This is a genomic window from Streptomyces sp. WAC 06738, from assembly GCF_003945505.1.
In the GTDB taxonomy this organism is placed as follows: Bacteria; Actinomycetota; Actinomycetes; order Streptomycetales; family Streptomycetaceae; genus Streptomyces.
Genome location: NZ_CP029618.1, coordinates 4,390,980 through 4,416,449, shown reverse-complemented (window position 1 = coordinate 4,416,449; position 25,470 = coordinate 4,390,980). Strand labels below are relative to the sequence as shown.

Here is a 25,470-nt window from a genome sequence, read left to right as displayed (position 1 = left end):
TGGACGCTGGTGCGGGGAAGGAGTAGCGCGCTATGCGACCGGGATGACACATGTCGTAACCAACGCGGGTGCGACCCCGTTGCTCACGGTGTGACCGGCCCCGTGATCCCGCGCCAGACCGGCCCGCAGGGCAGGCCCGCCCCGGCGGGCGGAAGCGGCGCGCGCGGCCGGAAAGGACCGGGTGCGGACGGAGGCGGAGAGCCGGCCGGAGAGACGGCCGGGCGGGCTCCTTCAGCCGGTGTGATGCCGGCCGGGGCGCTCCGCTGCGACGTGCTGGAGATGCCCTCGGAGGCCGGCTGGGCGGTGCTGCGCCGGCGGCCGGCCACAGGGCCGGTGGGGCTGGCCGGCGGCCGGATGCGCTTCCTGATCGCCGAGGGCGGCGCCGCGGAGCTGCCGGGCCTGCTGGACTGGCTGGAGTGGGGCGGTATCCCACTGGATCTGAGCGCGGCGCCGGCGGCGGTACGGAGCTGGCCGCCGACGCTCTGGCTGCGCCCGCCCGGCCGGGCGGCGCTGGCGCGGCTCCCCGCGGTGCGGCTGCCCGTGGGCACGGGCGCCGGCCGCGGGGGCGGAGTCGTGGATGGGGAGGACGTAGGAGAGGACGCCGACGGCGTCGGAGACGCCGGCCGCGATGCTGTCGAATCGGATGGGGACAGCGGTGACGCGGACGGCGGTGCCGTGCCGGCGCGGAACCGGGTTGCGGACCGGCCGGATCTGGTACGGCTGGTGAGCGCGGCGGCGACGGCCTGCCACCGCCTCGCCCTGAACGTCAGCCGTTCGCCTTTTCGTATGCCTCGCGGATGTTCGCCGGAACACGGCCACGCTCGCTGACCTCGTAACCCTGCTCCTTCGCCCACGCGCGGATCTTCGCCGTGTCCTGGCTGCCGGACGCCCCGCCGCGAGAACGCTTCGTGGCGCGGCCACCGGTCCTGCGGCCGCTCTTCACGTACTGCTCCAGAGCGGATCGCAGCTTTTCCGCGTTGGCAGTCGTGAGGTCGATCTCGTAGGACTTGCCATCAAGAGCGAACGTCACGGTCTCGTCGGCCTCACCGCCATCGAGATCATCGACGAGAAGGACCTGTACCTTCTGAGCCACCGGGCTTCCCTTTCATCGGAACAATGTGTGCTGGCGAAAGCAAACCGCTTTTCAGCGAAAAACTCAAACCCTGCCGGAGAACTCGCTCAACAATATCTGCGCGATTCGGACATAGCGCCGTCACAGATGCAGCAGCATCCTGCTGTTGCCGAGGGTGTTGGGCTTCACCCGCTCCAGGTCCAGGAACTCGGCAACGCCCTCGTCATACGAGCGCAGTAGCTCACTGTAGACGTCCTGGTCCACCGGAGTCTCGCCGATCTCGACGAAGCCGTGCTTGGCGAAGAAGTCGACTTCGAACGTGAGGCAGAAAATGCGGCTGACACCGAGCCAGCGGGCGGTGTGCAGCAACTTGTCAAGGAGTTGGTGCCCGATGCCCGTGCCCTTGCGGGCCGGATCCACGGCCAGCGTACGCACCTCGGCGAGGTCCTCCCACATCACGTGCAGCGCCCCGCAGCCGACCACGGCGGCGTCCGTGTCGCGCTCGGCGACCCAGAACTCCTGGATGTCCTCGTAAAGCGTCACGGTGGCTTTGTCGAGAAGGATGTCGCGGTGCACGTAGGGGTCGAGCAGCCGCCGGATGGCCCGGACATCCGAGGTGCGGGCACGGCGGATCGTGACCCCGTAAGAATCGCTGGGCATGGCATGACGCTATCGTCACGCGCTTCCTTCGCCGTCACCGGCTTCGGTGTCACCGGGTGAGTCCAGCGACACGACGCGTAGCGCATCGCGCAGGGCCTCGACCTGGCCCGGCGACATCATGCCGAAGAACGCGACAAGGGCGGCCGCCGGATTGTCGCTGGCGGCCCACGCCTCGTTCATGAGTGCGGCGGAGTAGGCGGCCCGGGTGGAGACCGCTTCATATCGATAGGCGCGGCCTTCGGGGGCGCGCCGCAGCCAGCCCTTCTGGTGGAGGTTGTCCATTACGGTCATGACGGTGGTGTACGCGAGAGAGCGTTCCTGCTGGAGGTCTTCCAGCACTTCCCTCACCGTGACCGGGCGGTTCCACTCCCACACCCGGGTCATGACCGCGTCTTCGAGCTCTCCCAATGGCCGGACCACGCCAGCACAATACCCGTAGGAGCGTGAACAATGGGGCGATTGGGACGGGGAAGGGAGCGGCGGGCGTGGCGATTCGGGCGGCGGAGGCGCGCCCGCCGCCGGGGTGAGAGGGCCTTGCTCCGCGTTACTCGGCGGACTTCTGCTTCGCCGCTTCCGCCTGCGCGAATGCGGCGTCGACGGCGGCGTCTTCCTTGGCCTTGTTGGGGCCGCCCTGGTTCTTGACGATCGTCACGATCATCACGGTGAAGGCGATGGCCATGACGGTCGACGGAAGCAGCGCGGAGAGGTAATCCATGAGAGCCATCCATCGTTGCGGGCTACTGGGCGCGGGCGCCGCGGAGGTGCCGCGGCCTCCAGCGTAGCCCGGCGGGGTGGGCGGGCTCGCGGGAGGGTGGAGGTGCGCCGGAGGCCGGGCCGTACGGGGATCGGGCCGTACGGGTGGAGGTCAGGCCGTACGGGCCGCGTGGGGGCGCAGCAGGTGCTCCGGGGGCCGGGCCGGGCGGCGGCGGGGCGGAAAGACCTCGGCGGGGGTGGGCACCGGGCGGTGCGGGGACGCGGGCTGCCGGTCCGGGGGGTTCTCGCGGGGCGGCCGCTGCGGCTGCTCACCGGGCTTGCCCGGCTGCCGGTCCGGCGCGGGCTCCGACTCCTCCGAGCCCCGAGCCGCCCGGCGGGCCCTGCCGCCGGGCAGAGCGCGCAGCGCGGGGCGCGGGAGGCCCGGGGACGCCACGGGCGGCGATTGCGGCGCCGAGGTGGCCGCCGGAGCCGTCGCGGCCGCAGCCGCCGGCACCTGCGGGGCCGGCTCCTCCGGGCGGCGGCGGGGCGGCACCTGGGCGGCCGCCAGCGCCTCGCAGCGCCGCAGCAGCCGCCGCCGGCGCTCCGCCACGCCCGAGTCCGCCGGCTCGTCGCACAGGACGCGCAGCGCGGCGATGTCCGCCTGCCCGGGTGCGTAGCCGGTGGCCAGCGCGTCGTGCAGCAGTTCCGCGTAGCCGGAGGCGCTTCCGGGGAGCGCGGCGCGGTAGCGGGCGAGGTCGGCGTTACGGAACAGGCGCATCCGGTCCGCCTCGGCCGCCGCCTCGTCCAACGCCGCGGCCAGCTCCGTGCAGTCCCGTACGACGGCGCCGCGCGGGACCGCGGGCGCGGCGGCAGGCTCCGTTCCGTCACCCCTGGCGGGCCTGGGCAGGCCCCAACTCGACTCGATGGCGATGGCCAGCGCGTCACGCACGACGCGGAGCTCGTCGGCGCTGAGCGCCACACCGCCTCGGGAACCGTATGGCGTAGGCATAATCCGACTTTAGGCCCTGAATGGGGCTCATGCCGCGAAGGCGCGCGGAACGGGCTATCGCCGCGGCGCCGGCCGCTGCGTGTACCGGTCAGGTGGTCGAGACGTTCCGCTCGTAGACCAGGCGGAGGCCGATCAGCGTCAGCCACGGCTCGTGCTCGTCGATCACCGAGGAGTCGGCGAGCATCATCGGCGCCAGCCCGCCGGTCGCGATGACGGTCACCTCGTCCGGGTCGTCGGCCAGCTCCGCCGCCATGCGGTTGACCACGCCGTCGACCTGTCCCGCGAACCCGTAGAGGATGCCGGACTGCATCGCCTCGACGGTGTTCTTGCCGATCACGGACCGCGGCCGGGCCAGTTCGATCTTGCGCAACTGCGCGCCGCGTACGCCCAGCGCCTCCGTCGAGATCTCGATGCCCGGCGCGATGACCCCGCCGACGTACTCGCCGCGCTCGCTCACCGCGTCGAACGTCGTCGCCGTGCCGAAGTCGACGACGATGGCCGGGCCGCCGTACAGCTCGGCCGCCGCCAGGGCGTTGATGATGCGGTCGGCGCCGACTTCCTTGGGGTTGTCCATGAGGACGGGGACGCCGGTCTTCACGCCCGGCTCGACGAGCACGGAGGGGACGTCGCCGTAGTAGCGGCGGGTGACCTCGCGCAGTTCGTGCAGCACCGAGGGGACGGTCGAGCAGATGGCGATCCCGTGGATGCCGTCGCCCAGCTCCTCGCCGAGCAGCGGGTGCATCCCCATCAGGCCCTGGAGCAGCACCGCGAGTTCGTCGGCGGTGCGGCGCGCGTCGGTGGAGATGCGCCAGTGCTCGACGATCTCCTCGCCGTCGAAGAGGCCGAGGACGGTGTGGGTGTTCCCGACGTCGATGGTGAGGAGCATCTAGCCGTCGCCCCCCTCGCGCAGGTCGAGGCCGATGTCGAGGATGGGGGTGGAGTGGGTGAGCGCCCCGACGGCCAGGTAGTCGACGCCCGTCTCCGCGTACGCGCGCGCGTTGTCGAGCGTCAGCCGCCCGGAGGACTCCAGCCGGGCGCGGCCGGCGACCAGCGCGACGGCCTCCTCGGTCTCCACGGGCGTGAAGTTGTCCAGCAGGATGAGGTCGGCGCCCGCGTCGACGGCCTCGCGCACCTGGTGCAGGGTGTCCGCCTCCACCTCCACGTCCAGGTCGGGGAACTCGGCCCGTACGAGCCGGAACGCCTCGGCCAGGCCGCCCGCCGCGACCACGTGGTTGTCCTTCACCAGCGCCGCGTCCGACAGCGACATGCGGTGGTTGACGCCGCCGCCGCAGCGCACCGCGTACTTCTCCAGCGCGCGCAGTCCCGGCGTCGTCTTGCGGGTGTCGCGGACCTTCGCGGCGGTGCCCTCCAGCGCGTCGGCCCAGGCGCGGGTGGAGGTGGCGATTCCGGACATGCGGCAAAGGAGGTTGAGCGCGCTGCGTTCGGCGGTGAGGAGGTCGCGGGCGCGGGTACGGACCGTCAGCAGCCGCTGTCCGGGCGCGACCAGGTCGCCGTCCTCCGCGTGCCGTTCGACCTCCATGTCGTCGGTGCAGACGACGGAGAGGACCGCTTCGGCGACGCGCAGGCCGGCGACCACGCCGGCCTCGCGGGCGGTGAAGTCGCCGGTGGCCACGGCGTCTTCGGGGACGGTGGCGACGGTCGTCACGTCCACGCCGTGGTCGAGGTCCTCCTCGACGGCGAGGTGGGCGACGTCCTCGACGTAGACGGGGTCGAGGCCCGCGTCGACGAGGAGCCGGGCCAGACCGGGGTCGAGGCCGCACTCCAGGGGGTCGTGGCCGTACGCCCCGTCGGCAGCACCGTCGCCTGCCCCGCAGCCGCAGTCGTCGCCGCAGCCCCCCGCGCCGGTGTCCGGGCCGCCGAGGGGCAGGAGCGTCAGCTCCACGGGCTGGGGTCGGTGGGGCTCTGGGGTGCTGCTCACGGGGTCTCCCGGTGGAAGGCGGTGCCGGCCGTGGTCCGGACGGCGAGTGCGGGGTGTGCGGGGTCTGCGGGACTCTCGGGGCGTACGGGCTCGGAGGTGAGGGTGACGAGGAAGTGGCGGGCCCAGCGGGCGTCGTCGCGGTCGGCGTGGTCCTCGCGCCAGTGCGAGCCGCGGGTCTCGGCGCGGCGCCCGGCGCACTCGACGAGGACCTCCGCGACGAGCAGCAGGTTGGTCGCCTCCCAGGTCTCCACGCACGGCGCCGCGGGCGCGGGGCGCGCGGTGTCGCGTATCGCGCCCAGCGCGGACGCGGCCCCGTCCAGGCTGGCGGCGGAGCGCAGGACGCCGGCGCCCGCGGTCATGACGCGCTGGATGTCCGCCCGCGCCTCCTGCGGCAGGAGAGGGATCTCCAGGGGCGGACTCTTCTCTTCCGGCGCGGCCGGTTCCGCCCGTACGGGCGCGGCCGCGACGTCCGCCGCGATGCGCTCGGCGAAGACCAGGCCCTCCAGGAGGGAGTTGGACGCCAGCCTGTTCGCGCCGTGCACGCCCGTACAGGCCACCTCACCGCAGGCGTACAGGCCCGGGACGCTCGTGCGGCCGCGCAGGTCCGTGACGACCCCGCCGGAGGCGTAGTGGGCAGCGGGGGCGACCGGGACGAGGTCGTGGACCGGGTCGAAGCCGTGGGCGCGGCAGGCGGCGAAGATCGTCGGGAAGCGCTGCTTCCACATCTCCGCGCCGAAGTGCCGCCCGTCGAGGTACATGTGGTCGGCGCCCTGCTCGCGCATGCGCCGCGTGATGCCCTTGGCCACGATGTCGCGCGGCGCCAGCTCCGCCAGCTCGTGCTGCCCCACCATGAACCGCACGCCGCCGGCGTCGACGAGGTGGGCGCCCTCGCCCCGTACCGCCTCGGAGACCAGGGGCTGCTGGCCCTCGGCGTCCGGGCCCAGGAACATCACCGTCGGGTGGAACTGCACGAACTCCAGGTCCGACACCTCCGCGCCGGCGCGGAGCGCGAGCGCGACGCCGTCGCCGGTGGAGACCGCCGGGTTGGTGGTCGCGGAGAAGACCTGGCCCATGCCGCCGGTGGCGAGCACCACCGCGGGGGCGTGCACGGCGCCCACGCCGTCGCGCGCGCCCTCGCCCATGACGTGCAACGTGACGCCGGCGGCGCGCCCTTCCGCGTCCTTGATCAGATCGAGTACGAGCGCGTGCTCGACGGTCTCGATGCCCGCCTCGCGCACCGCCTGCACCAGCGCGCGGGAGACCTCCGCGCCGGTCGCGTCGCCGCCCGCGTGGGCGATGCGGCGGCGGTGGTGGCCGCCTTCGCGGGTCAGCTCGATGGCGCCGGTGGCGGGGTCGGTGTCGAAGGCGGCGCCGGTGGCGATGAGGCGGCGCACGGCGGCGGGGCCCTCGGTGACGAGGGTGCGTACGGCGTCCTCGTCGCACAGCCCGGCGCCCGCGACGAGGGTGTCGGCGAGGTGCTGCTCGGGGCTGTCGCCGTCGCCGAGGGCGGCGGCGATGCCGCCCTGGGCCCAGCGGGTGGAGCCGTCGTCGAAGTTGGCCTTGGTGACGACGGTGACCCGCAGGCCCGCCTCGGCGCAGCGCAGCGCGGCGGTGAGGCCGGCGACGCCGGAGCCGACCACGACGACGTCGGTGTCCAGCACCCAGCCGGGGGCGGGGGCGCCGAGCCGTATCGCGGTCATCTGGCACCCCCGAAGGTGAGGCGGATGTTGTCGATGAGGCGGGTGGTGCCGACCTTGGCGGCGACGGCGAGGACGGCCTCGCGGGCGGCGCCGTCCTGCCGTGGCGTGCCGTCCGGGCCCTGTGGCGGCCGTGGCACGGCGTCCGTGACCGGGGTGAAGTCCGCGGGGTCCACCAGCGCGGCGTAGTCCAGCTCCAGCGGGGGCGTCAGCGCGCCCGCGTCGTGCAGCACGGACTCCGCCGCGGCCAGCGCTTCCCGCGGGGTGCCCGCGGCGCCCGCCGCTTCGCGCGCCGCGAAGAGCGCGCGGGACAGCGCGAGCGCGGTGCGGCGCTCCGGCGCGGAGAGGTACACGTTGCGGCTGGACAGGGCGAGCCCGTCCGGCTCGCGTACAGTCGGCACGCCGAGGATCCGTACCGGGAAGTTCAGGTCGCGCACCATCCGCGTGATCAGGGCGAGTTGCTGGGCGTCCTTCTGCCCGTACAGCGCCACGTCCGGCCGGGTGAGATGGAGCAGTTTGGCGACGACGGTCAGCATGCCGTCGAAGTGCCCCGGGCGGAACGCGCCCTCCAGCCGCTCCCCCATCGGCCCGGCGCTGACGCGCACGTGCGGCTCGCCGCCCGGATAGACCTCGTCGGCGGACGGTGCGTAGACGACGTCCGCGCCCTCCTTGCCCGCGAGCAGGACGTCGGCGTCGAGGGTGCGGGGGTAGCGGTCCAGGTCCTCGCCGGGGCCGAACTGCAGCGGGTTGACGAAGACGGTGACCACGACCTGCCCGTGCGGGCCGACTTCCGCGCGGGCGGCGCGGACGAGGGCCGCGTGGCCCTCGTGCAGCGCGCCCATGGTCATCACCACGGCGCGCGCCGGGCGTTCGGGCGCGGCACCGGGCGCTTCCGGCGGCTCATGCGCCCCCGGCGGCTCCGGCAGTTCCGCGGCCTGGTGTACGAGTAGAGCGGTCATCGTCGCCGTCCCTCAGCGTCCTCCGTCGGAGAGGACCCCGAGCAGGTCCTCGGCCAGCTCCGGCTTGAGCAGCCCGCCCGCCAGCGCGCGGTCCGCCGTCGCCCGGGCCATCGCGACGTACGCCGGCACGGCCTGCGGGGCGTGCACGCGCAACTCCGCGATGTGCGCCGCCACGGTGCCCGCGTCGCCGCGCGCGACCGGCCCGGTGAGCGCGGCGTCGCCGCTGCGCAGCGCGTTGTCGAGGGCGGCGCCGAGCAGCGGGCCCAGCATCCGGTCGGGGGCCCCGACGCCGGCCTTGGCCAGCAGCTCCATCGACTGCGCGACCAGCGTGACGAGATGGTTGGCGCCGATGGCGAGCGCCGCGTGGTACAGCGGCCTGGCCGCCTCCTCCACCCACTCCGGCTCCCCGCCCATCTCCACGACCAGGGCCTCCGCCGCCGTACGCAGCTCGCCCGGCGCGGTGACGCCGAAGGAGCAGCCGGCGAGGCGCTGGACGTCGACGGCGGTGCCGGTGAACGTCATCGCGGGGTGCAGCGCGAGCGGCAGCCCGCCCGCGCGGGTGGCGGGCTCCAGCACCGCGGCACCGTACCGTCCCGAGGTGTGCACGAGCAGTTGCCCGGGCCGTACGGCGCCGGTGCTCGCCAGGCCCTCGACGAGGCCGGGCAGCACGTCGTCGGGCACCGTGAGCAGCACGAGGTCGGCGCGGGCCAGCACCTCGGCGGGCTCGGTGACGGGCACGTCGGGCAGCAGTTCGTCGGCCCGCCTGCGGGCGCCGTCGGAGACGGCGTGCACGGCGACGGGGCGGTGGCCCGCCAGCGCGAGCGCGGCGGCGAGCGGCGGGCCGACCCGGCCGGCGCCGACCACGCCGACGGCGAGCCGGGCGGGCTTCTCCTGCGGCTCGGGGGTGGGGCTGGGGTTCACGTCGCCTTCCGTTCCAGTCCGCTTCGGGTACCGGACGTACGGGTTCATGGTACTTGCGGCCGGGGCGGCTGCCGGTGTGTGTCTGAGCACGCTGTACGGGCACGAGTGCGTCCTGCGCGCGTACGCGCGTAGGTGGGGCGGCCCGTGTCCCTACGCGCGCGTGCCGCCCCGCGCGGAGGGGCGGCCGGTGCGTAAACCCGGTGTGGCGGGGGCACGGCGGCGGGCATGATCTGGGCCCATGACGGACGCGGACGACCTCATGACCCGCAGGCGCGCGACGTGGGCGGCGGCCGAGCACACCCTCTCGGCCTCCCTCCCCACCATCTCCGCACGCCTGGCCCGCCTCGCCACCGCCAGGCCCGGCGGCGTCGACCTCGGCCAGCAGGTCGACGTCTACGCCGGCGGGATCGTCGGCGAGCTGGAGGAGCGCACGGCGGAGCTGCTCGGCTGCGAGGACGCGGCGTTCTTCCCCACCGGCACCATGGCGCAGCAGGTCGCGCTCCGCTGCTGGGCGGAGCGCACCGGCAGCCGCGTCGTCGCCTCGCACCCGCTGGCCCACCTGGAGGTGCACGAGCGGTCGGCGTACGCGGTGGTCACCGGGCTGCGCACCGTGCACCCCACGCGTGCGCCGCGGGCCGCGACGGCGGCGGAGGTACGGGCGCTGGGCGAGCCCTTCGGCACGCTCATGCTGGAGCTGCCGATGCGCGAGCCGGGGTTCGTGCTCCCGGAGTGGGAGGAGCTGGAGGAGGTCGTCGCGGCGGCGCGGGAGCGGGAGGCGGTCGTCCACTTCGACGGCGCCCGGCTGTGGGAGTGCACGACGCACCTCGGGCGCGGGCTGGCGGAGATCGCGGGGCTCGCGGACAGCGTGTACGTCTCGTACTACAAGTCGCTGGGCGGGCTGTCAGGCGCGGCGCTGGCGGGCCCCGCGGGGTTCGTGGAGGAGGCGCGGGCGTGGCGGCACCGGTACGGCGGCCAGGTGTTCCAGCAGTGGCCGGCGGCGCTGGCCGCACTGGAGGGGCTGCAGCGGGAGCTGCCGCGGCTGCCGTCGTACGTGACGCACGCGCGGGTCGTCGCGGAGGCGCTGCGGGAGGGGTTCGCCAGGGCCGGGGTGCCGTTCTTCCGCGTGCATCCCGGGGTGCCGCACACGCACCAGTTCCAGGTCTGGCTGCCGTACGGGGCGGAGGCGCTGATGGACGCGGGGACGGCGCTGGCGGCGGAGACCGGGACGTGCCTGTTCCGGGTGTGGACGGAGCCGGGGGACCCGCCGGGGATCTCCGTGACGGAAGTCACGGTGACGGAGCCGGGGCTGGCGTGGTCGGCGGAGGACGTCGCGCGGGAGGCGGGGGCGCTGGTGGAGCGGGTACGGGGCCCGCGGCCCCCGGCGCTGTCAGTCCCGTACCCGACCATGGATTCATGAGCGTCACCCTCGACATCACCGGCCTGGCCGTCGAGCGCATCGGCTTCACGCCCTCCCCGCTCGCCGAGCTGGGCGCCGCCCTGCACGCGCTCGCCGCGCCCGGGCACCACCCGGGGGCGGCCGAATGGACGACCGCGACCGCCGCGGCGCTCGACCCCGGGCTCGCGGACCGGCTGAGCGAGGGGGAGTTCCTGTGGAGCGCCGGGCGGGCCGACATCCTGCTGCCCGCCGCGCCGGGAGCCACCCTCGCCGAGGAGTTGGACGCGCTCGACCGGATACCGGACGACATGTTCGTGACCGCCGCGTTCGAGATCGTCTGCAACCCGGCGTACCAGCACGGCAGCCCCTCGCCGCACACCGACCCGGTGGTCCGCCGGATCGCCATCGAGCGCGCGGCCGCCCGGGGCCCGCGGCAGGCGGCGTTCGTGGAGCGGATGCTCGCCGACCCCGACGGGCTGCGGTTGTGGCTGCGGCGGCTCTTCGAGGACTGCGCGGAGGCGTTCTTCGACGAGACGTGGGAGCAGGTGCGCCACTCGCTGGCCGCGGACGCCCGGCACAAGACGGACCTGCTGCGGCGCAAGGGCCTGGCGGCGACGCTGGCGGACGTGTCGAGCGCGCTCCGGCTCGACGAGGGCGAGGACGGCTCGGTCCGGATCGTCGCGGACAAGCTGAGCAACGGCGGCGCGGTCGCGAGCGAGAGCGTGACCTTCCTGCCGACGGCGTTCGGCTGGCCGCACGTGCTCGTGGTGTACGCGCCGGGCTGGCAGCCGGTGATCCAGTACCCCATACCGTCGCCGGACCTGCCCCGGGCGCCGACGCTGGAGACGCTGCAACTGCGGCTCGAAGCGCTGGCGCACCCGGTGCGGCTCCGGCTCTGCCGCACCATCTCGCGGACGCCGACGACGACGGGCGAGCTGGCCGCCGTGCATCAGTTGACGGCGCCGGAGGTCTCCCGGCACCTGGCGGTGCTGAAGAGGGCCGGGCTGGTCGTCACGCGGCGCCGCGGGCGGTACGTGCAGTACGAACTGTCGCTGCCGGCGGTCGCCCGCCTGGGCGGGTCGCTGCTGGAGGGCCTGCTGCGCTGAGACGGGGCGGCGCCGCGTCGCGCACGGCCTTCCGCACGCCGGACGGCTCGGGGCCGCTGGTCCCGGCGGGCCGGCGGTTCCTGCGGCGTGCCCGTACGCCCGCGGCGGGCTTCCGTCCGCCGTCAGCCTCCGGCCCGTACCAGACCCGTCTCGTAGGCCAGGACCACCGCCTGCACCCTGTCCCGCAGCTCCAGCTTCGTGAGGATCCGCCCCACATGTGTCTTCACCGTCGCCTCCGACAGCACCAGTTGCGCCGCGATCTCCCCGTTCGACAGCCCCTGTGCGATCAGGAGCAGCACCTCGCGCTCCCGGTCCGTCAGCCGCCTCAGCTCCGGGTGCGCCCGCTCCCCCGCCGGGGCGGGCATCACGGCCGTGAACCGGTCGATGAGCCGCCGCGTCGTGCTCGGCGCGACGACCGCGTCGCCGCTGTGCACGGCCCGGATCGCGCTCAGCAGGTCACCGGGCGGCACGTCCTTGAGCATGAAGCCCGACGCCCCGGCCTGCAGCGCGGAGAAGGCGTACTCGTCCAGGTCGAAGGTGGTCAGGATCAGCACCTTCGGCGGCGCCTCCGCCGGCTTGTCCGCGCAGATGCGCCGCGTCGCCTCGACACCGTCGAGGCGCGGCATGCGTACGTCCATGAGCACGACGTCCACCTTCGTGACGGCGAGGAGCTGCACCGCCTCGTCGCCGTCCCCGGCCTCCGCGACGACGTCCATGTCGGGCTGGGCGGCCAGCACCATCCGGAAGCCGGTGCGCAGCAGCGCCTGGTCGTCCACGAGCATGACCCGGATCGTCACGTGAGTCCCTTCTCTCTCCTCGGGGCGGCGTGGGCCGCCCCGGGTTCCCGCGGCCGGTCAGGCGGCCGTCTTCAGCGGCAGCACCGCGCGTACCCGGAAGCCGCCGCCGGGCCGCGGCCCCGCGTCCAGCTCGCCGCCTGTCATCCCCACGCGCTCGCGCATGCCGATGAGGCCGTGGCCCTGGCCGTCGGCGCCGCCCTCCTCGTACAACTCGGGCAGCGAGCCGCGGCCGTCGTCCTCGACGAGCACCTGCAGTTCGCCGTCCGCGTACGTCAGCCGCACCGCGGCGCCCGCCTCGGGGCCGCCGTGCTTGCGGGTGTTGGTGAGCGCCTCCTGCACGATGCGGTACGCCGCAAGCTCGATGCTGCTCGGCAGCTCCCGCGGCGAGCCGGCCACCTCGAACGAGACCGTGAGCCCCGCGCCGCGTACCTGCTCGACCAGCTCCGCCAGTTGCTCCACGCCGGGCTGCGGCACGTACTCGCTGCCCGCGCCCGGGTCACCGGTGCGCAGCACGCCGAGCAGCCGGCGCATCTCCGCCAGCGCCTGCCGGCCGGTGCCGGAGATCGTCGTGAGCGCCTCCTTGGCCTGCTGCGGCGCGCTGTCCAGCACGTACGCGGCGCCGTCGGCCTGCACGACCATGACGGAGACGTTGTGCGCCACCACGTCGTGCAGCTCGCGGGCTATCCGCGCGCGCTCGGCCGCGACCGCGATCCGCGACTGCGTCTCCCGCTCCCGCTCCAGGCGGGCGGCCCGTTCCTCGAGCTGCGCGTAGTAGGCGCGGCGGGTGCGCAGCGAGTCGCCGAGCACCCAGGCGAGCAGGAACGGGACCGTCAGAAAGGCGAGGCCGACGGTCTGCTGGACGAAGTTCTCGCTGGCGGAAGGCCACCGCAGTTGGTTGACCACGGGCGCGACGGCGGCGCCGATGAGCGCCAGCCGCGACGCCCAGGGCACGTCGCCCGCGGCGACGGTGAAGATGACGACGAGCATGGCGAAGTTCGCCGGGCCGGGACTCGAATCCACCACGACCTGCACGACGCCGAGCCCGCCGGCGACGAGCAGCATGCGCTCGGGATAACGGCGGCGCAGGGCGACGACGACGGCGTAGCCGATGCCGATGACGAGCGCGATCGTCTTCGCGACGTCGGTGAGAGGGGCGTGTTCGTTGTCCTCGGGGGCCGTGTCCACGGCGATCAGCCAGGCACCGGTCATCAGGACGAGGCAGACAGCCCAGAAGCTGTCGACCAGCGTCGGATGACGGCGGAGGAAATCGTAGACACGTTGCACGTCACCCAGCGTAGGCACGCGCGCGTAAGCGGGAGTCAGTCCGCGGGGCGATCCCTGGCTCATGCATCTACTCCGCAGGGTGGAGGATGCGCCTGTGGAGAACGGTGGGACGGGCGGACGGGACGCGGGCGCGGAGGCGGGGGCTGGGCCCGTGGCGGGCTCGCAGGCGGGTTCGGAGCCCGGCCCGGAGACGGCATCCGGCGGGGGCTCGGGCGCGAGTGGCGGGCTGCGCTGGCGGGAGGCCATGCGGCGGGCGCTGTACGGGCCGGAGGGCTTCTACCGCCGGGGCGGGCCCGGCACCGGGGCCGCGGCGCACTTCCGTACCTCGGTGCACGCCTCGCCGCTCTTCGCGGCGGCGGTGGCGGAGCTCGTGCGGCGGACGGCGGTCGCGCTGGGGCGGCCGGCGGAGCTGGACGTGGTGGACGTCGGAGCGGGGCGGGGAGAGCTGCTCACGGGGGTGCTGGCGGCGTACGAGGGACCCGGGCGGCTGCGGGCGTACGCGGTGGAGGTCGGCCCGCCGCCGGAGGAGCCGGACGAGCGGATCACGTGGCTGACGCGGCCGCCGGAGGGGGTGCGGGGGCTGCTGTTCGCCAACGAGTGGCTGGACAACGTGCCGGTGGAGGTCGCGGAGACGGACGGGGAGGGTGTGCCGCGGTACGTGGAGGTCGCGGCGGACGGCACGGAGCGGCTGGGCGCGGAGGTCGGGGGCGCGGACGCGGAGTGGCTGCGCCGCTGGTGGCCGCTGGCGGGTGCGCCGCCGGGCAGCCGCGCGGAGATCGGCGCCCCGCGCGACGCGGCGTGGTCGGCGGCGGTCACGACGCTCACCGCCGGCCTGGCGCTGACCGCGGACTACGCCCACACCCGGGCCGCCCGCCCCCCGTACGGCACGCTGACGGCGTTCCGCGACGGCCAGGAGGTGAGGCCGGTCCCGGACGGAAGCTGCGACGTGACGGCGCACGTGGCGCTGGACGCGGTGGCCGCCGCGGCGCCGGAGCGGGGCGGACCGGCGTTGCTCATGTCACAGCGGGAGGCGCTGCGGGGGCTCGGGCTCGACGGGAGCCGGCCGCCGCTGGCGCTCGCGTCGACCGACCCGGCCGGCTACCTGCGGCGGCTCGCCACCGCGGGGCAGGCGGCCGAGCTCCTCGACCCCGCGGGGCTCGGGGGCTTCACGTGGCTGGCCCACCACGTGGGCATCGCCCCGGTCCTCCCCTGACACCGCGGATCCCGTACGGGCCGCGCAGCGGCGTCGCACGGCCCGTACGGGACCCGCGGCGCCCGCGCCCGTACCGCCGCTCCCCTCGCCCCCGCCGTCGCGCCTCAGAGCTGGGGCAGCGAGTCCAGTTCCACCTCCGCCCGCGCGACCGCGCGCGCGTCCGCGTCGATCGACCGCCGCAGCGCCTCGTGCAGGCTCGCCGGCGTCAGGACGCCCGCGAAACGGCCCGTCCGCTCGTCGTCCACCACCGCGATCCACCCGGCGTCGTACTGCAGCATCGTCGCGAACGCCTTCTTCAGGCTCGCCCCCAGCGGCAGCCAGGCGTCCATCCGCCGGGCGTAGTCGGAGACCGCGCCGCCCTTGGCGATCTCGTCGGCCGCGACCCACCCGTGCAGCTCGCCCTCGCCGTCCAGCACGACCGCCCAGCGCGCGCCCCCGTCCCGTAGCGCCGCCGCGGCACCGCGCGCGTCATCGTCGAGCCGGACCACGGGCGGCTGCTCCAGGTCGCCGAGCTCTATCTCGGTGACCGACAGCCGTTTCAGGCCCCGGTCGGCGCCGACGAAGTCGGCCACGTACGGGGTCGCGGGCGCGCCCAGGACGGCCGCCGGCGAGTCGAGCTGCTCGATCTTCCCGTTCCCGAAGACCGCGATGCGGTCACCGAGGCGTACCGCCTCCTCGATGTCGTGTGTGACGAAAAGCACGGTCTTCCGCATGCGCGCCTGCAGCTTGAGGAACTCGTTCTGCAGGTGCTCGCGCACCACCGGGTCCACCGCCCCGAACGGCTCGTCCATCAGCAGCACCGGCGGGTCCGCCGCCAGCGCCCGCGCCACGCCGACGCGCTGGCGCTGGCCGCCGGAGAGCTGGTCGGGATAGCGGCGGCCGTGCTCGTGCGGGTCGAGGCCGACCAGCTCCAGCAGCTCGGCGGCCCGCTTCAGCCGTTTGTCGCGCGGCGTGCCCAGCAAATGGGGCACGGTGGCCGTGTTGTCGAGGACGTTCTTGTGCGGAAAAAGGCCGACGTTCTGGATGCAGTAGCCGATGTGGCGGCGCAGCTCGACCGGGTCGGTGGCCATGACGTCCTGCCCGTCGACCTCGATACGGCCGCTGGTGGGCTCGATGAGCCGGTTGACCATCTTCAGAGTGGTGGTTTTGCCGCAGCCGGACGGGCCGACAAGCGTCACCAGCTCGCCCTCGGCGACGTCGAACGACAAGTCGTCCACCGCGGTAATCCCATCGGGGTACCGCTTGGTCACGTGCTCGAATCGGATCATGTTTCCTCATTCTGCCCCGCCCTCCCGCTTCCGGTGTCAGTGGCGGGGGGTCTAATAGAGCTGCCTACGGGAAGGAGCGGTGGCGTGAAAGCCTCCGGCTGCCTGGCAGCGAACGAGTGGATCTGCGGTGAATACGTCCGCAGCCGCAGCGACGAGCTCGTCGACGCCACGGTCCAGCACGTCTGGATCACGCTGGCGTCGGTCGGCATCGGCCTGCTGGTTTCCTTCCCGCTGGCCCTGATCGCCCGCCGATGGCGGGTGCTCACGGGCCCCGTGCTCGGCCTGACGACGGTGCTGTACACGATTCCGTCGCTCGCGATGTTCTCCCTGCTGGTCCCGATCATGGGCATCTCGGCGTCCGTGGTCGTCACGGGCCTCGTGCTCTATTCGCTGACGATCCTCATCCGCAATCTCCTGGCCGGCCTCGATTCCGTGCCGGCGGAGACACGGGAGGCGGCCCGCGGGATGGGGTACGGGCAGACGCGCCTGCTCTTCGCCGTCGAGCTGCCGCTCGCGCTGCCCGCCGTCATGGCCGGGCTGCGGATGGCGACGGTGTCGACGATCGCGATGACGACGGTCGGCGGCATCATCGGCTACGGCGGCCTGGGCAACCTGATCGTCGACGGCATGCGCACCCTCTTCAAGGCACAGGTGCTGACGGCATCGGTGCTGTGCGTGCTGCTCGCCGTGCTGGCGGACCTGCTGATCCTGGGCCTGCAGCGGCTGCTGACGCCGTGGACGCGGGCGCAGCGGCGCGGCGGGGGCGGCGGCAGATTCCGCGCGAGGACCGCAGGGCGGCAGAAGGAGACGGCCTGATGGGCACCATCGCGGACGCGTGGACGTGGCTGACCACGGGGTCGAACTGGTCGGGCCCGACCGGCATCGGCGTGCGGCTGGGCGAGCATCTGTACCTGACGGGCATGTCGCTGGCCATCGCCTGCGCCATCGCGCTGCCGATCGCGTTCTGGCTGGGCCACATCGGCAAGGGCGGCACCCTCGCGATCAACATCTCGAACGTCGGCCGTGCCGTGCCCACGCTCGCGGTGCTCGGCCTGCTCATGCTCACCCCGCTGCGGATGCACGGCGACTGGCCGACGGTCATCGCCCTGGTGCTCTTCGCGGTGCCGCCGCTGCTGACGAACGCCTACGTGGGCATCCGCGAGGCCGACCGGGACGTGGTGGAGGCGGCGCGGGGCATGGGCATGTCCGGGCCGCAGTTGCTGGGCCGGGTCGAGCTGCCGCTGGGCTATCCGCTGGTGATGACCGGCCTGCGGTCGGCGACGGTGCAGGTCGTCGCGACCGCCACGCTGGCGGCCATCGCGGGCGGCGGCGGCCTCGGCCGGATCATCACCGCGGGCTTCCGGACGTACAACACCCCGATGGTGGTCGCCGGCGCCTTCCTGGTGGCGGTGCTGGCCCTGGTCCTGGAGGTCGTGCTCGCCGTCGCCGGGCGGCTCCTCGATCCGATGCGCGGCCGCCACGACGGCCGCCGCGGCCGCGGGCGGCGGACGCCGGGGGACGACCTGGCAGCGCCGGGGACGGAAGGGGCGGACGTACCGCCGGGGGAACAGAAGCCCGCGCCGGCGTCGCTGTAAAGTTCGGCGTCATGTCGTGCGCAGCGCAGCGCCGTCTCACGTGACGCCGGCGTGCGGATAACACCGGCATTCTCCTCCGGAAAGAATCAACCGAATCACACGAAATCCCACACCCTCTGGCAGAGCGATGCCACGAATATCGACTCCCAACGGATGGAGAATCCCTTGATCACCAATCGCGTTCGCGCCCGCGCCGCCGCCTCGGTGCTGGCCGCCGCCGCCCTCACCGCGGGGCTCGCGGCCTGCGGCGGCGACAGCCTGGAGGAAAAGGGCGGCACGGACTCCCCGGACGACGACAAGTCATCCCTGGTGGTGGGCCAGGCCGGGTTCACGGTCTCGACGGTGACGGCCGAGCTGTACGCGGCGATGCTGAAGGACGCCGGCTACGACGTCACGATAAAGAAGCTGGAGAACCGCGAGCTCTACGAGCCGGAGCTGGAGAAGGGCAGCATCGACGTCTTCCCGGAGTACGCCGCGACCCTCGCCGAGTTCCTGAACGCGAAGGAGAACGGCGTAGAGGCTCCGGAGAAGAACCCCGTCGCGTCGAACGACGCCGGCGAAACGGTGACCGCCCTGCGCGAGCTCGCCGAGCCCCGCGGCCTCAAGGTGCTCGAAGCCGGCGACGCCCTCGACCAGAACGCCTTCGCCGTCTCCAAGGACTTCGCCGCGGAGAACGACCTCAAGACCCTCAGCGACCTCGGCAAGACCGGCGACGGCATTCGCCTCGCGGCGGGCGACGAGTGCCCGGAGCGCCCGTTCTGCGAGCCGGGCCTGGAGAACACGTACGACATCGACATCACCAAGATCGACCCCCTGGGCGTCGGCACCCCGGCGGCCAAGCAGTCGGTCCAGGACGGCACGAACCAGCTCGTCCTGACGACCACCACGGACGCCACGCTGGACGACTTCGACCTGGTGCTCCTGGAGGACGACAAGGGCCTGCAGAACGCGGACAACATCCTCCCGGTCGTCAACGCCAAGGAGGCGGGCACGAAGGAGATCGCCGCCACGCTGGACAAGCTCACGCAGGTGCTCACGACGGAGGACCTGATCGAGCTGAACCGCAAGGTGGACGCGGAGCGGATGAAGCCAGCCGACGCGGCACAGGAGTACCTGGAGGCCAAGAACCTCATCGGCTCGTAAGGCTCGTCAGGCTCGTCAGGCAACGCGTAGACGGCTCGCCAGGCGAGCACTCCCGCCGGGCCGGGGCAGACCGGCCCGGCGGGACCCACGGATATGTCTGCGGAACGGGCAACCGATCCGGCTCGGGCGGCAACCAACTCACGTGCGCAGCACGCACTGCCCACCACCCGGGAGTTGGTCGACCATGGCGCCAGGCAAGCCCCGCAGCACCCACGGTCCCTCGCACACCCGCCGCAGGCGCGGGGCCGCGCTCACCGCCGCCTGCCTGACGGCACTCGGCGCGGTGGCCGCCGCGCTGACGGTCCCGAGCAGCGCGCATGGCGAGGAGCCCGCGCCCGCGCCGCTGGCCTGCGGGGACGGTTCGTACCACGCGGAAGCGGTGAAGAGCGGCAGCACGTGGACCGCCCGCCGCGGCAGTTCCGTCGTCTACACCGGCGACGACATGCTGTCGGCCATGAGCGCCGCCGTCGGCAGCCTCACCCCGGGTCGTACGTCCAAGGAGCGGGTCGTCGTCCGCGGCTCCGGCACGATGAGCGCCAACGCCCGCCTCTCCCTCCCCAGCCACACCGCCCTCGACGTCTGCGGCACCATCGACGTCACGGGCTCCGGCTCCGGCGACCGCGCGCCCGTCTACGCCCGCGGCGTCACGGACGTCGAGGTCCAGCACCTCAACGTCACGGGCGCCCCGCTCTACGGCATCTTCATGCGCAGCGTCACGGACGTCACCCTCGGCCAGATCGACATGCGCCTGTCCGCGGGCCTCGGCATCCGCATCGACAACCACGGCGACACCAGCGTCCCCGCGCGCAACATCGACATCGGCAACGTCTACGTCTCCGGCACGAGCACCCACGCCGTCGAGACATACGGCGTCGACGACCTCACCGTCGGCACGGTCACCGCCCGCGATGTCGGCGGGTCCGGCCTGCTGCTCAACGACACCACCAACGCAACGATCGGCACCGTCGACGCCGTCGACGCGGGCACGGGCACCGGTTACGCCGCCTTCCGCATGGCCAACCGCAACGGCCGCATCGGCGACAGCTACGGCACCAACATCCGCGTCGGCCAGGTCATCGCCCGCGGCGGGGGCCGCGGCGTCTTCTGCGTCTCGGAGAGCGGCGGCGCGGTCATCGACCGCGTCGACATCGCGGACACGGGCAACAACGCGATCCTGCTGGAGAACTGCTACAACGTCACCATCGCCGGCCAGAGCGGTTCCGTAGCCGGCCCCGGGGACATCCGTATCGCGGCCCGCTCGGAGTTCGCGAACTCCCGGGACATCACGCTCCAGAACCTGACGGTGACGAACTCCGCCATCAACGAGAGCCCGTGCGCCGACAACCTGACCGTGCGCAACGTCCAGTTGGTCAACTCCCGCCAGAACACCTGCTGACGCCGACGCCTACTCCTGGGGCGGGGAGAAGCTGACGGTCTGCATGACGACGGCGGTCATCTCGCAGAATTCGCCCCAGTAGTCCATGGAGGCGGTGTCGAGCGTGAACACGCCGATGTACGGCCCGGTGGGAAACGGAACGTGGATCTGGATCTGCCCGGCGCGGAGCTTGGTCTCCTCACCGTCGGCCGCGAGCTCCGCGGGCACGGTGAACTCCCGTAGCGTCACAGAGGAAACGGCGGGCCCGCAGGGCAGGTCGAGCCACCGCACGTCGTTCGTCGAATCCCGTACGAGCACTTCCCGCACCCCGGTGGCGGCGGCCTCGGCGGACGGATGCCGACTCTCCACCGCACCCACGTTGAACGCACAATGCGCGACCCCGCCCTCGTCCCGGGCGAACAGCCCCAACGCCGAGTACTCATGCCCGCAACTCCCCATCAGTTCCCCCATCCCGGCGTAGTACGGCGCGGTGGAGGCCCAGAGGGCGTCGTCACCATTGGGGAAGAGCTCCCGTACGAACCCGTCGGCCAGGGCGGCGCGTTCCTCCGGGGTGGCGGCGATGGGCAGGGAGTGGAACCCGTCGGGGACGGAGAACCAGACAGGGGGTATGGCATCGGGTTCGGGGGGAGTCGTAGGCATATGTCACCGATTCAGTCGAGGTCACCGGGCTGCAATGTGGGGTGTCCACCTTCTGGGCTCATCAAGTGCATAGTGGCCCCGGCGATACCGTTGACCGGATCCGCAGAGTCGGACCAGGCTTCGAAGAGGAGGTTACCGCTGGGCCGTCTGGTGACGATGCCGTAGGGATACACGGTTCCTGATCCGCCGGATTTTCGATCGGATTGCGCACGCTCCGCCAGATAGGCGTCGATGGCCTTCTGCTGGGCCGAAGTGAGCTGATCGGCCGGGAGCAAGTCGGACGAGAGGTGCCGAAGGATACGGTTCACCGCATTCTCGCTGTATGAATGGAGTCGGCACCACGAGCCGTCGGTGAACGTGATCGTGAAGTTCCGACGCCCCTCACTGAACTTCTTGCGCTCGACCTGGGCGACGGACGACCGCTGCGCCTCCCAGAGGGGTTCGTCACGGGACGTCTGGTTATCGGGAAAGCCCACCATCACCAGGCGGGCATCGGTGATGATCAGGTGTGTCCGGTAGTTTGCCGGGCGGCGCGCGGGATCGGCCTGCCACGGAAGAGTTCTGGCGATCCCGCCCTCTTGTGCCCACAGGACAGGGAAGTCGTCGACCTCGTTCCCCGGATCCTCGCTCTTACCGCGAACCCTGGGCTCGCCGAACGGAGATCCCACGGCCCCCAAGATGCCCGCAGTCAGGGCGACGAACGTATGGCCCACGACGCCTGCCTTCCTGGCCGTATTCCGTACGTTCCGGTCCGCCCGGCTGCGCACGGCGTAAGTCGGCCCCTCGGGCCACCCCGGCAACTCGTGCTGGATATCACGACGCTCGGTGTCCCGGAACCACCGCATACCGGAAACCGGTGCCGCCATCCCCGTAGCGAACTCAACCGGCCCGCGGCTGAGTAACGTCTCCCCCCTGCGCGGCTCCCAGGCTGCCATGATCCACCCTCTCCTCATCCGCCGAAGGCGGCTTCAAAACGATCACCGATGTTCACATCAACACCAATGTGTTGAGGGATGGTCACCAGCTTCGGCGCCATCTTCAACCCAGAGTCCAGCATGCGCCCGCCGACGGAGAACGGATCGATGGTGACATGGCTGAAACTCACAGCGCTGAGCCCTTTGGTGCCGATCAACTGACCGCTCCCGTAGCCCTGCTGTGCAATCCCGAGAATCCGGCTGTGCAGATCGCTTCCCTTGGATGTCACGAGGCCGACCTCCTTTCGTCCCCAAAGTGCCACGCCCTTGAATGGTTTGAAGCCATCCTCGACCTTTCCGGCAGCTGCACCCCACGAGACGAAGTTGCGCGCAATGTGCGCATCGGCGGCGTAGTTCGTACCGAGCTGCACTACACGTGCTTGTGCCGCCTCAAGGCTGGCCAGCTTCGCGCCCTTCGTGAACGCCCCCGCGACAGGAATGACTCCGAGGGCATCCAGGCCAATGGTCGTCCAGCTCACGTCCGCGCCCGCCGCCTTGGCGATTCCGTGCGTGGCCAGCGTGAGCCCGCCCGTGATCAGCGCGGCCGTCGCGAAGGCCGCGCCGATCCCGAAGGGAGCGGTGACGATGGCGAGCACTGCGAGTGCGGCGGTGACGTAGCTGAGAACGTCGCCGATCGCCTTGATCAGGTCCGCGTGGTCCTGGACCCAGTCGAGGGTGTCGCCCAGCACGTCCGATACACCGCTGGCTATCCGGTCGAACAACCCCGGCTCGTCGGGGGCTATGTCCGCCGCGGTGTCCAACTGCCGGCAGATCGCATCGGCCGCCGTGTAGTAGCGCTCGCGCAGGTCCTCCGCCCGCTTCCGTACGTCGTCGAGCGCTTCTCCCGCAGCCTCGGCGGCGGCCTCCCGCTTCTTCTGCCGCTTCTCCTGCTGATCCACCTCGCGATCGTCCGAACCACCGCCCACCGGCTGCGCATCAAGATGCTGCATCCCCGCGCCGGCGGCCACCAGGCGATTCGCTTCGGCGAAGGCATCCTGCTTGCGCCCGGCCTCACGCTCCAGGCTCAGCGCCTCGTCCTGGAAGCGTTCCAGGTCTACGGCCCAGCGGCGCAGTGCGGTGGCCGCCTTGTCGAACGAGGTGTGCGCCCGCTTGATGTCGGGCGCCACGTCCTCGGCCACGTGATCGGTGAACGCGGTCGCCGCCTTGCCCTTCCACTGGCCGCCGTCGATACGCTCCAACTCCGTCACGGTGGTGCCCAGTTCATCGGCGAGCACGCCGAGAGTCCGGGATAATTGCCGCGTGTCGTGGACGTTGCCGGGCGCCGGGTCGAACCCGAGGTGGGGGAAGTCCTTGTCGCCCACTTCAGCTCCCCTTGGGCTGAAGGGCCGCCTCTAGCTCGCGTTCCAGCCCGTCGAAGTCCTTGGCGATCTTCCGCAGCATCTGCGCCGCTCCATCGGCATGCTTCCCCAACTGCTCGATGCCGTAATCCCACTCGTCGGCGAAGTCCTGCACCTTCCGTATCAGCATCCAGGCCCCGACGGACTCGCTGTCCGCACCCTTCATCGACCGGCCGGCGCGGGCCATGCGCTTGGCGATGGTGGTGAATGTGTGATGCAGTTCGTCAAGAGCCTCACCCTTGATCTTTAAGTCAGCCATCTCGTTCCTTTCCGCCGGATTCGATGCAGCCGGCTCCGAGAAGCCCTTCGGTCCCTCTTTGGTCCGCGGGCCGGGCACGCGAACAATCAGCGGACGACGGACTGGATTTCCTTCACGGTCACGTCCTGCGCGGTGCCGAACGTCCCGGAGGGAAGTTCGGTGGGCTCAGGGTTGTTGGTCCCGGTCCAGGTCACGTCCCACGTGACGGTGCCTTCGAAGGCGTACGGCCCCGTTGCCTCGGTGGACCGGAGATACCGCACACCACACGGCGGCGAACCCTCGGCTTCGGCCGGTCGCTTCTGGCCGACGCTGCCGTCGTCGTTGAGGGGGCATTCACCGGACTCGGGGTACGTAAGGGCGTCGTCGGTGCCGGGATCGATGCGCAGACGGCCAGGTGTGGCGGTGGTGGTGGCGGAGATACCGAGCACGTCGACGGACGCGGTGACAGACACCGGGCGGAAGGAGGCGTCATCCAGGGACACCCAGGTGGGGAGGTTCACCACCTGCCGGTCATTGTCGGGTTGGAGAGTCGGCGTGGCTTCAGGAATGCGGATCTGCTCGTAGGCGAGCTGAGCGAGGATCTCAGGGTTGATGGTGTTCTCGACCTCAGCGGGCGGGTCATCCCCGTCATCAACCCAGAACGGCGTCACGGCGCAGTCGAGGGCGTCAGGGCTGTCCGACTGGTTCGGGTCCTTATACACACCCCACCAGTAGCCTTGGTCATTCTTCTCGACGTTGAAAGGGCCATGTTTTCCGTCGATGTACTTGCCCTTCATCGCCTTCGCAGTGTCCGGGTCATGCTGGGGGCTCAAATCGACCATCCCGTCGAAGCGGGTTTGCGCCGCCTCTTCCGCGGTCCACTTCGGCGCGTACCAACAGGCCGGGGGAGACCAGTCTCCGACAGGCGTCAGCGCTCCGCCGCCATCACCAGCATTTCCCTTGCTGGGAGAGTAGGAGACTTTGGCTCCTGCCTGCGCGGAGATCTTACCGTCATTTGAACCGCCCTTCTCAGCGGGAGGCGCGAGGAAGTTCCCTCCGTTCCCCCTTCCGCCGCCTTGAGCTTGGGCCGGAGTCACGCCCAAAAATGCGGCCATCACCAGCGAACCTAAGAGTGCCGGTAAGCACTTCACGACTCGCACTGTTCGGCACCTCGTTCAGAGATTCCGTCGGTCATCTGCCAGACGCCGAGTTTGTTCTTTTCGTAACGAGTGTTATAGAGAACGTAGGCGCTGGACCCACCAGAAGAATCCTTGATGGGCTTGCCTGTCTTGGCATCGGTGATGTAGGAGTCGCTCTCATCCGAGCAGTAGATGACCACCGTTGCGCCGTCGTCACGTTTGCTCACTTCCCTGACGGTGAAACGCGTCGTTCCAGCCCAGGCATGGCTCTCGTTCAGATAACCCTTGATGTAATCAGTCGCGTTCTGGCGAGCAGCACCAACCAAGTAGAAGTCCAACGCCTCCGTCTCCGTAGTGCCCTTGAAGATGGCGTCGTCGATGGAGTCGATCATCTGCGCGCTGTCGCGTAGGACGGCGTCCTTCTCGGGGTCGCTGCTTCCCCAGTCCTCGAAGACGTTCTTCGCCTCGTCCGGCAGCTTGATCTCCGGTCTCCCCGAGGCCGGTTCGCTCGGTGACGAGGTCGGGGTGGCCGAATCGGCGCCCTTGATCTTGTCGTCCGCGTTCGAATCGTCGTCGCTTCCACCGCAGGCGGCGAGGAACAGGCTCAGCACGGCAACGGCCGCTGCGGAGGTGGGGAGGTGGCGGCGCTTCACGTCGGCTCCGGGGGGATCGGGATCTCTGTGGGAGGGACGCTACCGGAGGTTGATTCAGTCACACCACCGTCGACTTTCCGTCAGGCATTGCCTCTTCCGGCAATGAATGGAATTTCAATGGCTGCTCGCTCCAAACAAGCCAACGCCCCCTGCCCGGCCGGCCCCCGTCACTCCGCGAGTCGAGCACGCGGTCGGTCTCGGATGAGTCTGCCCCGACGGTTCCGTTCTCTCCGTCGGATTCGTCTCTCAGGGGCATTCACCAGATTTGGGGAACGGGTGGAATTCCATTGGCACTCTCGCCCGATCGTGGTGCCCGTGATC

27 protein-coding genes are annotated in these 25,470 nt (G+C 71.8%); 8 read left to right on the top strand and 19 right to left on the bottom strand.

What is annotated here, in order from left to right:
* Positions 1-243: 243 nt before the first annotated feature.
* Entirely contained in the window at positions 244-828 is a 585-nt protein-coding gene (locus tag DMB38_RS36450; protein WP_206337712.1) for a hypothetical protein, read from the top strand.
* Here the strand turns inward: DMB38_RS36450 and DMB38_RS19190 are convergent.
* The 10 genes from DMB38_RS19190 to DMB38_RS19150 form a co-directional block, all read right to left on the bottom strand.
* The gene (locus DMB38_RS19190; protein WP_027754213.1) at positions 767-1,093 is read right to left on the bottom strand and encodes an Lsr2 family protein; all 327 of its coding nucleotides are present in this window, start codon (positions 1,091-1,093) and stop codon (positions 767-769) included. The genes DMB38_RS36450 and DMB38_RS19190 overlap by 62 nt on opposite strands.
* A gap of 120 nt (positions 1,094-1,213) precedes the next feature.
* Complete coding sequence (locus DMB38_RS19185) at positions 1,214-1,732, bottom strand: amino-acid N-acetyltransferase (protein ID WP_047017129.1); 519 nt, start codon at positions 1,730-1,732, stop codon at positions 1,214-1,216.
* 15 nt (positions 1,733-1,747) lie between these two features.
* Entirely contained in the window at positions 1,748-2,152 is a 405-nt protein-coding gene (locus tag DMB38_RS19180; RefSeq protein ID WP_125936216.1) for a BlaI/MecI/CopY family transcriptional regulator, read from the bottom strand.
* Between the two features lie 124 nt (positions 2,153-2,276).
* Positions 2,277-2,447, bottom strand: a complete 171-nt coding sequence (locus tag DMB38_RS36170; protein ID WP_164716039.1) for a hypothetical protein — start codon at positions 2,445-2,447, stop codon at positions 2,277-2,279.
* A 150-nt stretch (positions 2,448-2,597) separates the two neighbouring features.
* The gene (locus tag DMB38_RS19175) at positions 2,598-3,404 is read right to left on the bottom strand and encodes a hypothetical protein (protein ID WP_125939137.1); all 807 of its coding nucleotides are present in this window, start codon (positions 3,402-3,404) and stop codon (positions 2,598-2,600) included.
* 118 nt (positions 3,405-3,522) lie between these two features.
* Entirely contained in the window at positions 3,523-4,320 is a 798-nt protein-coding gene (locus DMB38_RS19170; protein ID WP_101422945.1) for a type III pantothenate kinase, read from the bottom strand.
* A complete protein-coding gene (nadC, locus tag DMB38_RS19165; protein ID WP_125939136.1) occupies positions 4,321-5,337 on the bottom strand; it encodes a carboxylating nicotinate-nucleotide diphosphorylase in 1,017 nt (338 codons plus the stop codon).
* A gap of 32 nt (positions 5,338-5,369) precedes the next feature.
* Entirely contained in the window at positions 5,370-7,073 is a 1,704-nt protein-coding gene (locus tag DMB38_RS19160; protein ID WP_125936215.1) for an L-aspartate oxidase, read from the bottom strand.
* On the bottom strand, positions 7,070-8,029 hold the full coding sequence (gene panC / locus DMB38_RS19155) for a pantoate--beta-alanine ligase (protein ID WP_125936214.1): 960 nt from the start codon (positions 8,027-8,029) through the stop codon (positions 7,070-7,072). The genes DMB38_RS19160 and panC overlap by 4 nt, the downstream gene beginning before the upstream one ends.
* A 12-nt stretch (positions 8,030-8,041) precedes the next feature.
* Positions 8,042-8,950 (bottom strand): DUF2520 domain-containing protein, encoded by a 909-nt coding sequence (locus tag DMB38_RS19150; protein ID WP_125936213.1) that lies wholly within the window; start codon positions 8,948-8,950, stop codon positions 8,042-8,044.
* Positions 8,951-9,188: 238 nt separating this feature from the next.
* Between DMB38_RS19150 and DMB38_RS19145 the strand changes: the two genes are divergently transcribed.
* Together DMB38_RS19145 and DMB38_RS19140 are read left to right on the top strand one after the other, a co-directional pair.
* On the top strand, positions 9,189-10,367 hold the full coding sequence (locus DMB38_RS19145; RefSeq protein WP_125936212.1) for a beta-eliminating lyase-related protein: 1,179 nt from the start codon (positions 9,189-9,191) through the stop codon (positions 10,365-10,367).
* On the top strand, positions 10,364-11,452 hold the full coding sequence (locus DMB38_RS19140; RefSeq protein WP_125936211.1) for a DUF5937 family protein: 1,089 nt from the start codon (positions 10,364-10,366) through the stop codon (positions 11,450-11,452). The genes DMB38_RS19145 and DMB38_RS19140 overlap by 4 nt, the downstream gene beginning before the upstream one ends.
* A gap of 122 nt (positions 11,453-11,574) precedes the next feature.
* Here the strand turns inward: DMB38_RS19140 and DMB38_RS19135 are convergent, their stop codons facing one another.
* Complete coding sequence (locus DMB38_RS19135; protein ID WP_125936210.1) at positions 11,575-12,249, bottom strand: response regulator transcription factor; 675 nt, start codon at positions 12,247-12,249, stop codon at positions 11,575-11,577.
* Between the two features lie 57 nt (positions 12,250-12,306).
* Positions 12,307-13,533: a sensor histidine kinase gene (locus DMB38_RS19130; protein ID WP_125936209.1), complete on the bottom strand. Its 1,227-nt coding sequence runs from the start codon at positions 13,531-13,533 to the stop codon at positions 12,307-12,309.
* Between the two features lie 94 nt (positions 13,534-13,627).
* Here DMB38_RS19130 and DMB38_RS19125 point away from each other — a divergent pair, with 94 nt between their 5' ends.
* Entirely contained in the window at positions 13,628-14,746 is a 1,119-nt protein-coding gene (locus DMB38_RS19125) for an SAM-dependent methyltransferase (RefSeq protein WP_125936208.1), read from the top strand.
* Between the two features lie 104 nt (positions 14,747-14,850).
* On the opposite strand, the gene DMB38_RS19120 is transcribed toward DMB38_RS19125, so the two are convergent.
* Positions 14,851-16,014 (bottom strand): betaine/proline/choline family ABC transporter ATP-binding protein, encoded by a 1,164-nt coding sequence (locus DMB38_RS19120; RefSeq protein ID WP_125936207.1) that lies wholly within the window; start codon positions 16,012-16,014, stop codon positions 14,851-14,853.
* Positions 16,015-16,098: 84 nt separating this feature from the next.
* On the opposite strand from DMB38_RS19120, the gene DMB38_RS19115 reads away from it, so the two are divergent.
* The 4 genes from DMB38_RS19115 (at position 16,099) to DMB38_RS19100 (ending at position 20,148) form a co-directional block, all read left to right on the top strand.
* Complete coding sequence (locus tag DMB38_RS19115) at positions 16,099-16,830, top strand: ABC transporter permease (RefSeq protein WP_047017116.1); 732 nt, start codon at positions 16,099-16,101, stop codon at positions 16,828-16,830.
* A complete protein-coding gene (locus DMB38_RS19110; protein ID WP_125936206.1) occupies positions 16,830-17,609 on the top strand; it encodes an ABC transporter permease in 780 nt (259 codons plus the stop codon). Before DMB38_RS19115 ends, DMB38_RS19110 begins: the two co-directional genes overlap by 1 nt.
* 204 nt (positions 17,610-17,813) lie before the next feature.
* Positions 17,814-18,752, top strand: coding sequence for an ABC transporter substrate-binding protein (locus tag DMB38_RS19105; RefSeq protein WP_125939135.1), 939 nt, complete (start codon positions 17,814-17,816; stop codon positions 18,750-18,752).
* A gap of 184 nt (positions 18,753-18,936) precedes the next feature.
* On the top strand, positions 18,937-20,148 hold the full coding sequence (locus DMB38_RS19100; RefSeq protein ID WP_125936205.1) for a right-handed parallel beta-helix repeat-containing protein: 1,212 nt from the start codon (positions 18,937-18,939) through the stop codon (positions 20,146-20,148).
* Positions 20,149-20,157: 9 nt separating this feature from the next.
* On the opposite strand, the gene DMB38_RS19095 is transcribed toward DMB38_RS19100, so the two are convergent.
* The 6 genes from DMB38_RS19095 to DMB38_RS19070 all read right to left on the bottom strand — a co-directional run bounded on the left by DMB38_RS19095 (position 20,158) and on the right by DMB38_RS19070 (position 25,149).
* Positions 20,158-20,787, bottom strand: a complete 630-nt coding sequence (locus DMB38_RS19095) for a hypothetical protein (protein ID WP_125936204.1) — start codon at positions 20,785-20,787, stop codon at positions 20,158-20,160.
* Between the two features lie 11 nt (positions 20,788-20,798).
* The gene (locus DMB38_RS19090; protein WP_125936203.1) at positions 20,799-21,722 is read right to left on the bottom strand and encodes a hypothetical protein; all 924 of its coding nucleotides are present in this window, start codon (positions 21,720-21,722) and stop codon (positions 20,799-20,801) included.
* Between the two features lie 14 nt (positions 21,723-21,736).
* Positions 21,737-23,083, bottom strand: a complete 1,347-nt coding sequence (locus tag DMB38_RS19085; RefSeq protein ID WP_206337710.1) for an enoyl-CoA hydratase/isomerase family protein — start codon at positions 23,081-23,083, stop codon at positions 21,737-21,739.
* A gap of 1 nt (position 23,084) precedes the next feature.
* Entirely contained in the window at positions 23,085-23,378 is a 294-nt protein-coding gene (locus tag DMB38_RS19080) for a hypothetical protein (RefSeq protein WP_125936202.1), read from the bottom strand.
* Positions 23,379-23,464: 86 nt separating this feature from the next.
* Positions 23,465-24,472, bottom strand: coding sequence for a hypothetical protein (locus tag DMB38_RS19075; RefSeq protein WP_240662367.1), 1,008 nt, complete (start codon positions 24,470-24,472; stop codon positions 23,465-23,467).
* 32 nt (positions 24,473-24,504) lie between these two features.
* Complete coding sequence (locus DMB38_RS19070) at positions 24,505-25,149, bottom strand: hypothetical protein (protein ID WP_125936201.1); 645 nt, start codon at positions 25,147-25,149, stop codon at positions 24,505-24,507.
* Positions 25,150-25,470: the final 321 nt, after the last annotated feature.

Excerpts from the sequence above, each read along its gene's own strand:
- DMB38_RS19145 (WP_125936212.1), top strand. The coding sequence starts at position 9,189 with ATGACGGACGCGGACGACCTCATGACCCGCAGGCGCGCGACGTGGGCG.
- DMB38_RS19100 (WP_125936205.1), top strand. The coding sequence starts at position 18,937 with ATGGCGCCAGGCAAGCCCCGCAGCACCCACGGTCCCTCGCACACCCGC.
- DMB38_RS19080 (WP_125936202.1), bottom strand. The coding sequence starts at position 23,378 with ATGGCTGACTTAAAGATCAAGGGTGAGGCTCTTGACGAACTGCATCAC.
- DMB38_RS19090 (WP_125936203.1), bottom strand. The coding sequence starts at position 21,722 with ATGGCAGCCTGGGAGCCGCGCAGGGGGGAGACGTTACTCAGCCGCGGG.
- DMB38_RS19095 (WP_125936204.1), bottom strand. The coding sequence starts at position 20,787 with ATGCCTACGACTCCCCCCGAACCCGATGCCATACCCCCTGTCTGGTTC.
- DMB38_RS19140 (WP_125936211.1), top strand. The coding sequence starts at position 10,364 with ATGAGCGTCACCCTCGACATCACCGGCCTGGCCGTCGAGCGCATCGGC.
- DMB38_RS19185 (WP_047017129.1), bottom strand. The coding sequence starts at position 1,732 with ATGCCCAGCGATTCTTACGGGGTCACGATCCGCCGTGCCCGCACCTCG.
- DMB38_RS36170 (WP_164716039.1), bottom strand. The coding sequence starts at position 2,447 with ATGGATTACCTCTCCGCGCTGCTTCCGTCGACCGTCATGGCCATCGCC.
- panC (WP_125936214.1), bottom strand. The coding sequence starts at position 8,029 with ATGACCGCTCTACTCGTACACCAGGCCGCGGAACTGCCGGAGCCGCCG.
- DMB38_RS19160 (WP_125936215.1), bottom strand. The coding sequence starts at position 7,073 with ATGACCGCGATACGGCTCGGCGCCCCCGCCCCCGGCTGGGTGCTGGAC.
- DMB38_RS19120 (WP_125936207.1), bottom strand. The coding sequence starts at position 16,014 with ATGATCCGATTCGAGCACGTGACCAAGCGGTACCCCGATGGGATTACC.
- DMB38_RS19170 (WP_101422945.1), bottom strand. The coding sequence starts at position 4,320 with ATGCTCCTCACCATCGACGTCGGGAACACCCACACCGTCCTCGGCCTC.
- DMB38_RS36450 (WP_206337712.1), top strand. The coding sequence starts at position 244 with ATGCCGGCCGGGGCGCTCCGCTGCGACGTGCTGGAGATGCCCTCGGAG.
- DMB38_RS19075 (WP_240662367.1), bottom strand. The coding sequence starts at position 24,472 with ATGGCCGCATTTTTGGGCGTGACTCCGGCCCAAGCTCAAGGCGGCGGA.
- DMB38_RS19110 (WP_125936206.1), top strand. The coding sequence starts at position 16,830 with ATGGGCACCATCGCGGACGCGTGGACGTGGCTGACCACGGGGTCGAAC.